We start from the raw sequence: 11,383 nt of genomic DNA, 5'->3' as shown, positions 1-11,383 counted from the left end.
CCCGGCCGGTTCTCGTCTCAGAAAACCCGTGGTCCGTGGGGGCGGTGGTTCACCGGGGACGGAACACTCCGGCACGGGCCGCCGCCAGGGCCGCCGCGGCGGCACGGTCGGCGACCCGCTCGTCCACCGGCTCACCGCTGACGAACAACCGGTAGTACAGCGGCGCGACGGCGGTGCGGATCAGGTCGGCCGCGTCGACGTCCTCGGGCAGTTCACCGCGTTCGACCGCCCGGGTGACGAGGAGCGCCGACTGCTCGTGGCGGGCGGCGAAGAACGCGCGCAGCGCCCTCGCGACGACCGGATCGCGTGCGGAGGCCCTGATGAACGCGGTCGACACCGGTCCCGTCTCGGGGTCGGCGAAGCCGTCCAGCACCAGGCGGGTGAGCTCGCGCAGATCCCCCTCGATCGTGCCGGTGTCGGGAACCGGCCACGGTTCGGTCCCGGCCAGGTCGAGCGCGTCGGCGGCGAGCCCTTCCACGCTGCCCCAGCGCCGGTAGACCGTGGTCTTGTGCACCCCGGCGCGCAGGGCGACGCCCTCCACGGTCATCTGGTCGTATCCCTTCTCCGCCAGCTCGGCGAGGGTGGCCTCACGCACGGCCTCGCGCACCCGCGCGGTGCGCCCACCGGGCCGTACGGTCCCGCTTCGCGTCACGATCACCTCCGGTTGCGAGTGCTACGACACATCAGGCATACTCCAACTTAATACAACTCAGTAGCGTTAAGCCGAACCCAAGGGGCACAGCAGAGGTGGACCTCTCACCCGGCACCGAGATCGAGATGCGCGACGGCCATCTCGTCTGACAAAGGAGACCTCCTCTCATGCCACCCGACCTGACCGTATCGATCGAGGAGTTTCCCGTGTCCGGTCCCGACGCCGGGCCGTACGGGATCACCGTCGGCCCCGACGACGCCCTGTGGTTCACGATGGTCCATCACGGCCGGATCGGCCGGATGACCTCCGACGGTGAACTCGGCTCCTACCGGCTCGCCCCGGCGTCGTGCGGGCCGACGATCATCACCGTCGGCCCCGACGGCGCCCTGTGGTTCACCGAATACCGGAGCCACCGGATCGGCCGGATCACCACGACCGGGGAGATCGGTTCGTTCCCGCTGCCGACGCCGGGGGCCGGGCCGTTCGGAATCGCGGCGGGAGCCGACGGCGCCCTGTGGTTCACCGAGTCCGGCGCCGACCGGATCGGCCGGATCACCGTCGAAGGGGCGGTCACCGAGTTCTCCCTCCCGGTCACCGGGGCGTTCCCGTCCGCGATCGCCGCCGGCCCCGACGGCGGGCTGTGGTTCACGATGAACCAGGCGAACGCGATCGGCCGGATCGGCGTGGACGGCGACGTCGTGGTTCATCCGCTGCCGACCGCCGACGCGGCCCCCGTGGGCATCACCCGCGGCTCGGACGGCGCGATGTGGTTCGTCGAGATCGGCGCCGGCCAGATCGGGCGGATCGAACCGGGCGGGCGGATCGACGAGTTCCCGCTCCCCGATCGCTCGGCGCGCCCTCACGCCATCGTCGCCGACCCGCACGGCGACTGCTGGTTCACCGAATGGGGGGCCAACCGCATCGGGCGGATCACCCCCGACGGCCGGATCGACGAGCACGGGTTGCCGACCCCGGCATCGGAGCCGCACGGTATCGCGGCCGGGCCTGACGGCACCCTGTGGGCGGCACTCGAAACCGGCGCCCTGGCCCGGCTCACCCCCTCGGCTCCTCGCTGAGAGGCGCGGAGGCGGTGTTCCGTGAGTCTCGCCGTGGGCTTTTCCCGCGGTGACGGACGGTGCCCCCGCCTTTCTTCGAGGTGGGGGCACCGTCGCGGCCGGTAGAGGTCATCTGGGCGGACCGGCGCGGCGGACGCGGTCCGACGGTCGCGTTTCACCGCTCAGGATCCGTACCGCGACCTCCCGGCGGGAGCCCCGCTCTCATCGGGAGGTGCCGTGCCAGCTGCTCCACAGCGCCGCGTACGAGCCTCCGGCCGCGACCAGCTCGTCGTGGGAGCCGAGCTCGCTGACGCGGCCGTCCTCCACCACCGCGACCCGGTCGGCGTCGTGGGCCGTGTAGAGGCGGTGGGCGATCGCGATGACCGTACGTCCTTCGAGGACGGCGGCGAGCGAGCGCTCCAGGTGGCGAGCGGCGCGGGGGTCGATCAGCGAGGTGGCCTCGTCCAGGACGAGGGTGTGCGGATCGGCGAGGACCAACCGGGCCAGGGCGAGCTGCTGCGCCTGGGCGGCGGGGACGGCCTCGCCGCCGGAGCCGACGACCGTGTCGAGCCCTTCGGGCAGGGCCTCGACCCACTCCCAGGCGTCGACGGCCTCCAGCACCTCGCGGACCCGTGCGTCGTCGGCGTCGGGCCTGGCGATCAGCACGTTCTCGCGTACGGTGCCGCGGAAGACGTGGTGTTCCTGGGTCACCAGGGCGACGTGGCCGCGCAGGTCGTCCAGGGGGAGTTCGACGAGCGGGACGCCGCCGACCGCGACCGAGCCGGTGCGGGGACCGTGGATGCCCGCGAGCAGGCGTCCCAGCGTGGACTTGCCCGCCCCCGAGGGGCCGACCATGGCGAGCCGCTCCCCCGGCCTGATCGTGAGGTCGATGCCGTGCAGCACGTCGTGGCCCTCACGGTAGGCGTAGCGGACGTCGTCGGCCCTCAGCTCGCTGCCCTCGGGAGCGGCGGAGGTGGCCTCGCGGTCGTCGGGCACCTCGGCGACGCCCAGCAGGCGGGCCATGGAGGCACCGCCGACCTGGAGCTCGTCGATCCACATGAGCAGCCGGTCGAGCGGGTCGATGAGCTGCTGGACGTACAGTGTGGCGGCGGTGACCTGCCCCAGCGATACCCAGCCCCGGGTGTAGAAGAGGCCGCCGATGACCAGCGTCGCCACGATCGGGATCACGTAGCCGAGCTCGACCGTGGGGAACCAGACCGTGCGCAGCCCCATCGTGTATCTCTCGGCCGCCCACGACTCGGCGATGTCGGCGTCGGTGCGGCGGTGGCGCCGGTCCTGCAGGCCCAGGGCCTCCACGGCGCGGGCGCCGTTCACCGTCTCGGCGAGGCCGTCGGTCATGTCGGCGTACGCCGCGCTCTCTCGCAGGTATCCGTCTCTGGCCCGCTTGAGATACCAGCGGGTGGAGATCCACAGGACGGGGACGGCGAGCAGCGAGGGCAGCGCGAGCAGCGGCCCGACCAGCAGCAGCGCGCCGACGGTGATCACGCAGGTGACGAGCGCGATCAGGGTCTCCGGCACGGCGTGCCGCACGGTGCGCGACAGCGAGTCGACGTCGCGGGAGGTCCTGGAGATCAGGTCGCCGGATCCGGCGCGCTCGACCGTGGACAGCGGCAGGCCGAGCACCCGCCCGACGAACTCCTCGCGCAGCTCGGCGAGGACCTTCTCCCCGAGCCTGGAGGAGAAGTAGACGGCGAACCTGACCAGCACCGCCTGGGCGACCACGAAGCCGCCGATGGCGAGCGACACCCCGGTGACGTCGATCCCCGAGTCGTCGTGGACGCCCTGGACGAGGCCACCGAGCAGCCACGGCGCCGTCAGGCCCGCGACGGCGGCGAGGGCGTGCAGGAGCAGCGCCACGGTCAGGTCGCGGGGGTACTTCAGGGTGAGCCTGCGGGCGTACGCGCGGACCTGCGACTGGTCGGCGACGGGCAGGATCTGCCTGCTCATCACGCTTCTCCCCGGGTGACGACGGCGGCGTAACCGGGGTGGGCGGCGAGCAGCTCCCGGTGCGTGCCCTGGGCGCGCACGACGCCTCCTTCGACGTAGACGACGTGGTCGGTGCGGTCGAGCACCAGCGGGCTCGTCGTGCAGACCAGCGTGGTCCTGCCCGCGCGTGCCTTGGCCAGCCGGTCGGCGATGCGCGCCTCGCTGTGGGCGTCGACCGCGCTGGTGGGCTCGATGAGGATGAGCACCTCCGGGTCGAGGGTGAGCGCCCTGGCGAGCCGGAGCCGCTGCTGCTGGCCGCCGGAGAACTCCCTGCCCGCCTCGGCGACGCGCCCGCCGAGGCCGCCGGGCAGCGCCTCGACGATGTCCTCGGCGCACGCGACCCGCAGCGCCCGGCCCAGCTCCTCGTCCGTGGCGCGGCCGGTGACGTCGAGCTCGTCCCTGAGCACTCCGGCGAACAGTCTCGCGTCGTTGTCGGCGACGAGGATCCGGCGGCGCACCTCGGAGACCGGCAGGGTCGCGAGCGACACGTCGCCGAAGTCGACGTCGCCCTCGCCGTAGCGGCCGAGCCGGTCGGCGATGGCCTCGGCCTCCTCGGGGACGGCCGCCGCGACGGCGGTGAGCATGCCGGGACGCACGGCGACCCCGGAGGCGACGTCGCGCAGCAGGCCGCCCTCCGAGCGGCCGGTGCCGCCCTCCACCTCCGGCCTCAGCGAGAGGATGCGCACCACCCTGCGGGCGGCGACGTGCCCCTTGGTCAGCTTGTCCGCGGCCTCGGTGAGGGTGCGTACGGGGGCGATGAGGAAGGCCGCGTAGCCGTAGAAGGCGACGAGCTGGCCGGCGCTGATCTCGCCGCGCGTCGCGAAGGTCGCGCCGAGCCAGGTCACCGCGGTGACCAGCAGCCCGGGCAGCAGGACCTGCGCGCCCTCCAGCATCGACTCCACCGAGGCCACCCGCACCCCCGCCCGCCGCACTCGCTGGGACTCGGCGCCGTAGCGGTCGGCGAAGACCCGCTCGCCGCCGATGCCGCGCAGCACCCGCAGGCCGGAGACGATGTCCGCGGCGCGGGTGGAGAGGTCGCCCTGCAGGTCGCGGTGGGCGTTCTGGCGGTGGTGCAGCGGCCTGAGCAGGGGGGCGACGGCGACCGCCATCACGGGCAGGCCCGCCAGCACCATCAGGCCGAGCGGCGCCGAGCTGCTCAGCAGGATGACGGTCACGACGACGACGGCGACGGCCGCGCCACCTCCCCGGATGAGGATGTCGATCGTGTTGCCGATGTGGGCGATGTCGGAGTTGCCGACGCTGACGACCTCGCCGGTGGACATGCGCTTGGGCAGGGTCGCGCCCAGCCTGGTCGCCTGCCTCGCGGTGACCTGGACGGTCCGGTAGGCGGCGGCGAGCCAGTTGTAGACGGCCATCCGGTGGCGCAGGATGCCGGCGACGGCCTGGGTGATGCCCAGGGCGAGCACCACCCCGCCCCAGGTGGTCAGGGAAGGCACGTCCTTCGCCGTGATGGCGTCGATCCCCTTGCCCATGGCGTACGGCACGAGGGCCATCGCGAGCCACCACAGGATGGCGTAGGCGATGCCGAGGAGCAGCGGGCCCATCTGCGCGCGGGCCACCCACCACAGGTATCCGAAAGGGCTGCGGGCATCGGGAACGCCGGGGTCGGCGACAGGTAGGGAGCGCATCTCACAGCAAGGGTCACAAACTTCGACCAGGCCCGGCAAACCATTTTCGGCCTTCCCGGCGTGTCGCCGTCAATTGGGGTTGACAAGCACATCACGTCAACCTAAATTGACAGACATGAGCGATACGGCACAACTGGCCTCCGACGCCGGCAGCCGCGATCCGGCCGTCGGCCTGCGGGCCGTGCGAGCGCTGCGGACACTGGTCGACCGGCTGGAGGCACTCCAGGTGGAGAACGCACGCGAGCAGGGCTGGTCCTGGCAGGAGATCGCGCACTGCCTGGAGGTCACCCGGCAGGCGGTGCACAAGAAGTACGCGGGTGGCCGAGGTTTACTGAGACGGGAGAGATAGCGATGTTCGAACGGTTCCATCACGATGCCCGCCAGGCGGTGGTCCTCGCCCAAGAGAACGCCCGCAAACTGCGGCACGACGTCATCGGCACCGAGCACATCCTGCTCGGCCTCCTCGCCCAGCCGGAAAGCGTCTCGGCGCGGCTGCTCGGCCGCCACGGCCTCGACCACGCCCGCGCCTACCGGTCGGTCACCCGCCTCACCCCCCAGAAGCCCGGCGACGCGCTCGACGCCGAGGCGCTGGAGTCGATCGGCATCGACCTGTCCGCCGTGCGGGAGAAGGTCGAGGCGACCTTCGGACCCGGCGCGCTGGACCGCAAACCCGACATCCAGCGGCGGGGCCGGCTGTTCGGCTTCCACGTCCCCTTCAGTCCCCGGGCGAAGAAGACCCTGGAGCTGTCCCTGCGCGAGGCCGTGAACCTCAAGCACAACTACATCGGCGACGGCCACATCCTGCTGGGCATCCTGCGCGACGGCGGAGGGCGGGGCGGCGAGGTGCTGGCCGACGCGGGCATCGACGCCGCGACCCTGCGACGGGAGATCGTGAGCGAACTCGGCCGGCCACCCGGAGGACACCGGCCCTGACGGGGGGCGGAAACCACACCCGGCACGTCACCGGCTCGGGACGGTGAAGGCGGCCACGCCCGGACACCGGCGGCCTGGAACGGTGAAGGCGGAAACCACACCGGTCAGGGAAAACGGGAAAGCGGGAGCCGCGCCCGGTGTGGGGCGGCTCCCGCTTCCAGGAGATCTACTTCGCGGCTCGCAGGTAGTCGCGGTTCATCTGGGCGATGGTGTCCAGCGGGATGCCCTTGGGGCAGACCGCCGTGCACTCCCCGGTGTTGGTGCAGCCGCCGAAGCCCTCCGCGTCCATCTGCTCGACCATCGCCTTGGCGCGGGAGTCGCGCTCGGGCTGGCCCTGCGGCAGCAGGGCGAGGTGGGTGATCTTGGCAGCCGTGAAGAGGGAGGCCGAGCCGTTCGGGCAGGCGGCGACGCAGGCGCCGCAGCCGATGCAGGTGGCCGCGTCGAACGCCGAGTCGGCGTCGTCCTTCTTCACCGGGACGCTGTGCGCGTCGGGGGCCGATCCCGCGGGGACCGAGACGAAGCCGCCCGCCTGGATGATCCGGTCGAACGCCGAGCGGTCCACGACCAGGTCCTTCACCACCGGGAAGGGCGCCGCGCGCCACGGCTCGATGGTGATGACCGCGTTGTCCTCGAAGTGCCGCATGTGCAGCTGGCAGGTGGTGGTGGCCACCTGCTCGCCGTGCGCGACCCCGTTGATGACCATGCCGCACATGCCGCAGATGCCCTCGCGGCAGTCGTGGTCGAAGGCGATCGGGTCGTCGCCCTCCAGAATGAGCCGCTCGTTGAGGACGTCGAGCATCTCCAGGAAGGACATGTCCGGTGACACGTCCTCGACCCGGTAGTTGACCATACGGCCCTTGTCCTCGGGCCCCTTCTGCCGCCAGATCTTGAGAGTGAGGTTCACTTGTAACTCCGCTGGCTCATCTTGACGTACTCGTAGTCGAGATCTTCCTTGTGCAGGATCGGGCCCTGCTCCCCGTACTCCCAGGCGGCGACGTAGGCGAAGTGCTCGTCGTCGCGCAGGGCCTCGCCGTCGGCGTCCTGCGACTCGGCGCGGAAGTGGCCGCCGCAGGACTCGGTGCGGTGCAGCGCGTCGATGCACATCAGCTCGGCCAGGTCGAAGAAGTCGGCCACCCGCCCGGCCCGCTCAAGCACCTGGTTGAGCTCCCCGGCCTCGCCGGAGACCTTCACGTTCTTCCAGAACTCCTCGCGCAGCTCGGGGATCCGCTCCAGGGCCTTGCGCAGCGACTCCTCGGTGCGCTCCATGCCGCAGTGGTCCCACATGAGCCTGCCCAGCTCGCGGTGGTAGGAGTCGGCGGTGCGGTCGCCGTCGTTCGACAGCAGCCTGGCGATCTTCTCGCGCACCGCGACCTCGGCCTCCGCCACGGCCTCCTCGTCGACCTCGCCGTACGGACCGTTCGCGAGGTAGTCGCCGATCGTGGTCGGCAGCACGAAGTAGCCGTCGGCCAGGCCCTGCATCAGCGCGGACGCGCCGAGGCGGTTGGCGCCGTGGTCGGAGAAGTTGGCCTCGCCGATCACGAACAGGCCGGGGATCGTGGACTGCAGGTCGTAGTCCACCCACAGGCCGCCCATCGTGTAGTGGACGGCCGGGTAGATGCGCATCGGCTGGGCGTAGGGGTCCTCGCCGGTGATGCGCTCGTACATCTCGAAGAGGTTGCCGTACTTCTTCTCCACCGCGTCGCGGCCCAGGCGGCGGATCGCGTCGGCGAAGTCGAGGTAGACGCCCAGGCCGCCGGGTCCGACGCCGCGGCCCTCGTCGCAGACGTTCTTGGCGGCGCGGGAGGCGATGTCGCGCGGGACCAGGTTGCCGAACGCCGGGTAGATGCGCTCCAGGTAGTAGTCGCGCTCCTCCTCGGGGATCTCCGAGGCCGGACGGCTGTCGCCCCGCTCCAGCGGCACCCACACGCGACCGTCGTTGCGCAGCGACTCCGACATCAGCGTCAGCTTCGACTGGTAGTCGCCGCTGACCGGGATGCAGGTCGGGTGGATCTGGGTGTAGCAGGGGTTGGCGAACATCGCGCCGCGCCGGTGCGCCCGCCAGATCGCCGTGGTGTTGCAGCCCTTGGCGTTGGTCGAGAGGAAGAACACGTTGCCGTACCCGCCGCTCGCCAGCACGACCGCGTCGGCCAGGTGCCGCTCGATCTCGCCGGTGACCATGTCGCGGACGATGACGCCGCGCGCCCGGCCGTCGGAGACGATCAGGTCGAGCATCTCGTGGCGGGTGTGCATCTCGACGGTTCCCGCCGCGATCTGCCGCTCCAGCGCCTGGTACGCGCCGAGCAGGAGCTGCTGACCCGTCTGGCCGCGCGCGTAGAAGGTGCGGGAGACCTGCGCGCCACCGAAGGAGCGGGTGTCGAGCAGGCCGCCGTACTCGCGGGCGAACGGCACGCCCTGGGCCACGGCCTGGTCGATGATGTTCACACTGACCTGGGCGAGCCGGTAGACGTTGGACTCGCGGGCGCGGAAGTCGCCGCCCTTGACCGTGTCGTAGAACAGCCGGTAGATCGAGTCGCCGTCGCCCCGGTAGTTCTTCGCCGCGTTGATGCCGCCCTGGGCCGCGATGGAGTGCGCGCGGCGGGGCGTGTCCTGGTAGCAGAAGGACTTGACGTTGTAGCCCAGCTCGCCGAGGGTCGCGGCGGCCGAACCGCCCGCGAGCCCCGTGCCCACGACGATGACGTTGAGCTTGCGCTTGTTGGCCGGGTTGACCAGCTTGGCGCCGAACTTGCGCTTCTCCCAGCGGTCCTCGATCGGGCCTTCGGGAGCCTTGGTGTCGCGGATCGGCGCGCCCTCCGTATATCCCGGATATCCCGCGTGTCCCGTGCTCATGCCCCGCTCACCGCTCCTCGCTCACCACGCGGAAGATCCGCTCCTCGTACGCCGGCTCCCCGCACGCCTCGCGAAGGACCCGCCTCTCGTTCGTCGCACCGGAGATCGGCTCCCCGTACGCCGCCACTCCCGGCTCCGCTCACTTGATCACTCCGACCGCGACCGCGACCGGGACCGCGAGGAAGCCGACGACCAGCAGGGCGGACAGCCCCGTGGCGGCGGCCCTCAGCGAGCGGTAGCCTCGGCGGCTCGCCAGGCCGAGCGTCTGGAAGGCGCTCCACAGGCCGTGGCGTAGGTGCAGGCCGACCATGACGACCGCGAACACGTAGAACAGGGTGACCCACCAGCGGGACGGCGCGAAGCCCTCGACGAGGCGCTCGTACGGGGTGGAGCCGGCACCGGCCGGGTTCGCCGCGCCGAACGTCAGGTCGAGCAGGTGGTAGACCACGAACAGCACGATGACGACGCCGCCGTAGCGCATCGTGTGGACCGCGTAGCCGTTCGCCCGGGACTTGCGCCTCGCCGCGTACCTGACCGGGCGGGCCTTGCGCGCCCGCCTGGCCAGCGAGATCGCCGCCCACATGTGCAGGCCGACCGCGACGACCAGTCCGATCTCGACGACGGTCAGCAGGGTGCGGTGCGGGAGGATCGGCTCGCCCATGGTCCGCAGGAAGGCCGCGTAGGAGTTGAAGGACTCCGCGCCGAAGAAACTCTTGAGGTTTCCGGCCATGTGCCCGACGAGGAAGAGCACCATCACGGCACCCGTGACGGCCATCACGGCCTTCTTGCCGTTGGTGGAACCCAGGAAACCGCCCCGCCGCCTGGGTCGCGTCGACTTCGCGGGGGCGTCCGCCGAAGGTTTCACCGGCGCGGTGGCGGATCCGCGCTCAATCGTGGCAGTCACGTTCATCACGCTAGGTAGGAGGGTTTACCACCGTCCAAGTCATCGAGGATGTGGTTTCCATAGCCTGCGGCTATCACCTCTGCGCTTCTGCCGCTTCCGGAGGCGCGACCGCCCCGCTGTGCGAGCAATCTCACAACTTCCTTATGGGGCAATCTCCCATTTTCTCCCGTGTCGCCGTCGGCCCCGGATCCAAGGCCGGAGGATCCATGCGCTATAAATACCCGCGCGTCCGATATGTCCCGGCAGGCATCCGCCCCCGGCGACCCCCTACGCTTGGGAAACGTGCAGCTCCAGCAACTCGCCTACTTCGTGGCGGTCGCCGAGGCCCGCCACTTCACCCAGGCGGCCGAGAGGATGCGCGTCGCCCAGCCCTCGCTGAGCAAGCAGATCAAGGCCCTGGAGGCCGAACTCGGCGCGTCGCTGTTCAGCCGCGCCCGGGGGAACGTCACGCTCACCCCTGCGGGCGAGGCCCTGCTCCCGCTGGCCCGCAGGATGCTGGCCGACGCCGAGACCGCGAGAAGCGAGGTCGGCGAGCTGGTGGGACTGCGCCGCGGCCGGGTCCGGCTGGGCGCGACCCCCTCGCTCTGCGCCGGGCTGCTCGCCGACGCGCTGGCCAGGTTCCACCACGCCTACCCCGGCATCGAGCTGTTCGTGGAGGAGGGCGGCTCCCGCGACCTGGTCCGCACCCTCGCCCGGGGCCAGCTCGACCTGGCGCTGATCATCATGCCGCTGCACAACGACGATCCCGCCCTCGTCACCGAGGAGATCCTGCGGGAGAACCTCGTCGTCGCCTCCCCCTCCAACGACCACCCCCGCAAGCCGTACGCGCGCATCGAGGAGCTGCGGCGGCGGCCGATGGTGATGTTCAGGCGCGGGTACGACCTGCGGGAGGCCACGCTCAGCGCCTGCAGACAGGCCGGGTTCGAGCCCATGTTCGCGGTGGAGGGCGGCGAGATGGACGCCGTGCTGCGCTTCGTCGAGGCCGGGCTGGGCGTCGCCCTGGTCCCCTCGATGGTGCTGGACGGCCGTCCCGGACTGGCGGGCACCCCCCTGGCGCCCCCCGGACTGCGCCGCACCATAGCGATCGCGCACCGCAAGGACGTCGAGCCCACCCGGGCCGCCCAGGCCTTCCGCGCGACCCTGCTCCGCTTCCTCACCGAGGCCGCCCGCGACGGCAGCCTTCCGCAGGGGGTCGACCTGATCACCGAGAGCTGACGGTGCGGGAGGAGGAGGCAGGCGCTTTGCCGCGTTCCCCTGTGCGGAGCAGGCACGACGGCGGCCGGTGGATCAAGGTGACTGATCAACACCCTCCAAGTGCCGGTGTCGCACTATTCTA

At 71.4% G+C, this 11,383-nt stretch carries 10 protein-coding genes; 4 read left to right on the top strand and 6 right to left on the bottom strand.

Features of this window, described 5'->3' with window-relative positions:
- Positions 1-49: 49 nt before the first annotated feature.
- On the bottom strand, positions 50-652 hold the full coding sequence (locus ACFY3D_RS21605; RefSeq protein WP_389981690.1) for a TetR/AcrR family transcriptional regulator: 603 nt from the start codon (positions 650-652) through the stop codon (positions 50-52).
- 167 nt (positions 653-819) lie between these two features.
- Here ACFY3D_RS21605 and ACFY3D_RS21600 point away from each other — a divergent pair, with 167 nt between their 5' ends.
- The gene (locus ACFY3D_RS21600) at positions 820-1,728 is read left to right on the top strand and encodes a virginiamycin B lyase (RefSeq protein WP_389981688.1); all 909 of its coding nucleotides are present in this window, start codon (positions 820-822) and stop codon (positions 1,726-1,728) included.
- 201 nt (positions 1,729-1,929) lie between these two features.
- Here ACFY3D_RS21600 and ACFY3D_RS21595 read toward each other — a convergent pair whose 3' ends face one another.
- Positions 1,930-3,675, bottom strand: coding sequence for an ABC transporter ATP-binding protein (locus ACFY3D_RS21595; protein WP_362899001.1), 1,746 nt, complete (start codon positions 3,673-3,675; stop codon positions 1,930-1,932).
- Positions 3,675-5,363 (bottom strand): ABC transporter ATP-binding protein, encoded by a 1,689-nt coding sequence (locus ACFY3D_RS21590; protein WP_389981686.1) that lies wholly within the window; start codon positions 5,361-5,363, stop codon positions 3,675-3,677. Before ACFY3D_RS21590 ends, ACFY3D_RS21595 begins: the two co-directional genes overlap by 1 nt.
- Positions 5,364-5,478: 115 nt before the next feature.
- Between ACFY3D_RS21590 and ACFY3D_RS21585 the strand changes: the two genes are divergently transcribed.
- Together ACFY3D_RS21585 and ACFY3D_RS21580 are read left to right on the top strand one after the other, a co-directional pair.
- Complete coding sequence (locus ACFY3D_RS21585; RefSeq protein WP_329085846.1) at positions 5,479-5,712, top strand: RNA polymerase subunit sigma-70; 234 nt, start codon at positions 5,479-5,481, stop codon at positions 5,710-5,712.
- A 2-nt stretch (positions 5,713-5,714) separates the two neighbouring features.
- On the top strand, positions 5,715-6,296 hold the full coding sequence (locus ACFY3D_RS21580) for a Clp protease N-terminal domain-containing protein (RefSeq protein ID WP_389981684.1): 582 nt from the start codon (positions 5,715-5,717) through the stop codon (positions 6,294-6,296).
- A 166-nt stretch (positions 6,297-6,462) separates the two neighbouring features.
- On the opposite strand, the gene ACFY3D_RS21575 is transcribed toward ACFY3D_RS21580, so the two are convergent.
- The 3 genes from ACFY3D_RS21575 to ACFY3D_RS21565 all read right to left on the bottom strand — a co-directional run bounded on the left by ACFY3D_RS21575 (position 6,463) and on the right by ACFY3D_RS21565 (position 10,053).
- Positions 6,463-7,200: a succinate dehydrogenase/fumarate reductase iron-sulfur subunit gene (locus ACFY3D_RS21575; protein ID WP_350947935.1), complete on the bottom strand. Its 738-nt coding sequence runs from the start codon at positions 7,198-7,200 to the stop codon at positions 6,463-6,465.
- Entirely contained in the window at positions 7,197-9,143 is a 1,947-nt protein-coding gene (locus tag ACFY3D_RS21570; protein ID WP_389981682.1) for a fumarate reductase/succinate dehydrogenase flavoprotein subunit, read from the bottom strand. The genes ACFY3D_RS21575 and ACFY3D_RS21570 overlap by 4 nt, the downstream gene beginning before the upstream one ends.
- A gap of 139 nt (positions 9,144-9,282) precedes the next feature.
- Entirely contained in the window at positions 9,283-10,053 is a 771-nt protein-coding gene (locus ACFY3D_RS21565; protein WP_389981882.1) for a succinate dehydrogenase cytochrome b subunit, read from the bottom strand.
- A 276-nt stretch (positions 10,054-10,329) separates the two neighbouring features.
- Between ACFY3D_RS21565 and ACFY3D_RS21560 the strand changes: the two genes are divergently transcribed.
- The gene (locus tag ACFY3D_RS21560; protein ID WP_362898995.1) at positions 10,330-11,262 is read left to right on the top strand and encodes a LysR family transcriptional regulator; all 933 of its coding nucleotides are present in this window, start codon (positions 10,330-10,332) and stop codon (positions 11,260-11,262) included.
- Positions 11,263-11,383 lie beyond the last annotated feature (121 nt).

Origin of the sequence: Streptosporangium sp. NPDC000509 (genome assembly GCF_042898365.1) — a bacterium.
Lineage (GTDB): Bacteria > Actinomycetota > Actinomycetes > Streptosporangiales > Streptosporangiaceae > Streptosporangium.
The sequence above is the reverse complement of the archived record's forward strand: the minus strand, read 5'-3'. Positions and strand labels throughout refer to the sequence as shown.

Coding starts and splice junctions, on each gene's coding strand:
- ACFY3D_RS21570 (WP_389981682.1), bottom strand. CDS start 9,143: ATGAGCACGGGACACGCGGGATATCCGGGATATACGGAGGGCGCGCCG.
- ACFY3D_RS21580 (WP_389981684.1), top strand. CDS start 5,715: ATGTTCGAACGGTTCCATCACGATGCCCGCCAGGCGGTGGTCCTCGCC.
- ACFY3D_RS21585 (WP_329085846.1), top strand. CDS start 5,479: ATGAGCGATACGGCACAACTGGCCTCCGACGCCGGCAGCCGCGATCCG.
- ACFY3D_RS21600 (WP_389981688.1), top strand. CDS start 820: ATGCCACCCGACCTGACCGTATCGATCGAGGAGTTTCCCGTGTCCGGT.
- ACFY3D_RS21595 (WP_362899001.1), bottom strand. CDS start 3,675: ATGAGCAGGCAGATCCTGCCCGTCGCCGACCAGTCGCAGGTCCGCGCG.
- ACFY3D_RS21590 (WP_389981686.1), bottom strand. CDS start 5,363: ATGCGCTCCCTACCTGTCGCCGACCCCGGCGTTCCCGATGCCCGCAGC.
- ACFY3D_RS21565 (WP_389981882.1), bottom strand. CDS start 10,053: ATGAACGTGACTGCCACGATTGAGCGCGGATCCGCCACCGCGCCGGTG.